Here is a 2146-nt window from a genome sequence, read left to right as displayed (position 1 = left end):
GTGTGTTGTTTGAGAACTGCACAGTGGACGCGAGCATCTTTGTTAGTAAGTGTTTAAGAGCGTACGGTGGATGCCTTGGCACCAGGAGCCGATGAAGGACGTAGGAGGCTGCGATAAGCCTCGGGGAGCTGTCAACCGAGCTGAGATCCGAGGATTTCCGAATGGGGAAACCCAGCACGAGTGATGTCGTGTTACCCGCATCTGAATATATAGGGTGTGTGGAGGGAACGTGGGGAAGTGAAACATCTCAGTACCCACAGGAAGAGAAAACAATTGTGATTCCGTGAGTAGTGGCGAGCGAAAGCGGATGAGGCTAAACCATGTACATGTGATACCCGGCAGGGGTTGTGTATGTGGGGTAGTGGGGCTCATTTTCTTCATTCTGCCGAATGGAGCGGGAGTCAGAAACCGTTGTGTTAGTCGAAGTGGTCTGGAACGGCCTGTCGTAGAGGGTGAGAATCCCGTAGACGAAAACTCAACGGCTCTCGTAGTGAGTACCCGAGTAGCAGCGGGCCCGTGAAATCTGCTGTGAATCTGCCGGGACCACCCGGTAAGCCTGAATACTCCCTGGTGACCGATAGCGGACTAGTACCGTGAGGGAAAGGTGAAAAGTACCCCGGGAGGGGAGTGAAATAGTACCTGAAACCGTGCGCTTACAATCCGTCAAAGCCTGCGAGTCGTTTGGTCGGCTGTGGGTGATGGCGTGCCTTTTGAAGAATGAGCCTGCGAGTTAGTGGCATGTGGCGAGGTTAACCCGTGTGGGGTAGCCGTAGCGAAAGCGAGTCCGAATAGGGCGGTCAGAGTCGCATGTTCTAGACCCGAAGCGGAGTGATCTACCCATGGCCAGGGTGAAGCGACGGTAAGACGTCGTGGAGGCCCGAACCCACTTAGGTTGAAAACTGAGGGGATGAGCTGTGGGTAGGGGTGAAAGGCCAATCAAACTCCGTGATAGCTGGTTCTCCCCGAAATGCATTTAGGTGCAGCGTCACGTGTTTCACGCCGGAGGTAGAGCTACTGGATGGTCTAGGGGGCCTACAAGCTTACCGAAATCAGCCAAACTCCGAATGCCGGTGTGTGAGAGCGTGGCAGTGAGACTGCGGGGGATAAGCTTCGTAGTCGAGAGGGAAACAGCCCAGATCGCCGGCTAAGGCCCCTAAGCGTGTACTAAGTGGAAAAGGATGTGAAGTCGCGAAGACAACCAGGAGGTTGGCTTAGAAGCAGCCACCCTTGAAAGAGTGCGTAATAGCTCACTGGTCAAGTGATTTTGCGCCGACAATGTAGCGGGGCTCAAGTACACCGCCGAAGCCGCGGCACTCCAACAATACGTCCGCCATCCCTTACGGGGGGTGGTGCAGCGGTTGGGGTGGGTAGGGGAGCGTCCTATAGCCATGGAAGCAGCAGGGTGACCTAGTTGTGGAGGCTATGGGAGTGAGAATGCAGGCATGAGTAGCGAAAGACGAGTGAGAAACTCGTCCGCCGAATGACCAAGGGTTCCTGGGCCAGGTTAATCCGCCCAGGGTGAGTCGGGACCTAAGGCGAGGCCGACAGGCGTAGTCGATGGACAACGGGTTGATATTCCCGTACCCGTGTATCCGCGCCCATGATGAATCAGTTGTGCTAAGTGTCCAAAACCTCCGAGAAGACCTTCGGGTCTCGAGTGAGGGGCTGCACATGACCCCGGCTGGTAGTAGTCAAGCGATGGGGTGACGCAGGAAGGTAGCTGGGCCAGTCAGTGGTTGTACTGGTGTAAGCCTGTAGGGCGTGGTGTAGGCAAATCCGCACCGCATGAAGCCTGAGAGGTGATGCGTAGCCGATTGAGGCGAATTCAGTGATCCTATGCTGCCGAGAAAAGCCTCTAGTGAGTTGGTACACGGCCCGTACCCCAAACCGACACAGGTGGTCAGGTAGAGAATACTAAGGCGATCGAGAGAACTGTGGTTAAGGAACTCGGCAAAATGCCCCCGTAACTTCGGGAGAAGGGGGACCATTTCTGGTGACGATCTTTACGGTCTGAGCTGGGGGTGGTCGCAGAGACCAGTGAGAAGCGACTGTTTACTAAAAACACAGGTCCGTGCGAAGTCGTAAGACGATGTATACGGACTGACGCCTGCCCGGTGCCGGAAGGTTAAGAGGACCGGTTAGCGCC

1 rRNA gene is annotated in these 2146 nt (G+C 55.5%); it reads left to right on the top strand.

The window, feature by feature from the left end:
* Nucleotides 1-43 precede the first annotated feature (43 nt).
* Nucleotides 44-2146, top strand: a 23S ribosomal RNA gene (locus IBX18_RS41770); the annotation flags it as partial.

The organism is Nocardia sp. XZ_19_369 (assembly GCF_015355715.1).
GTDB lineage: Bacteria > Actinomycetota > Actinomycetes > Mycobacteriales > Mycobacteriaceae > Nocardia.
The sequence above is the reverse complement of the archived record's forward strand: the minus strand, read 5'-3'. Positions and strand labels throughout refer to the sequence as shown.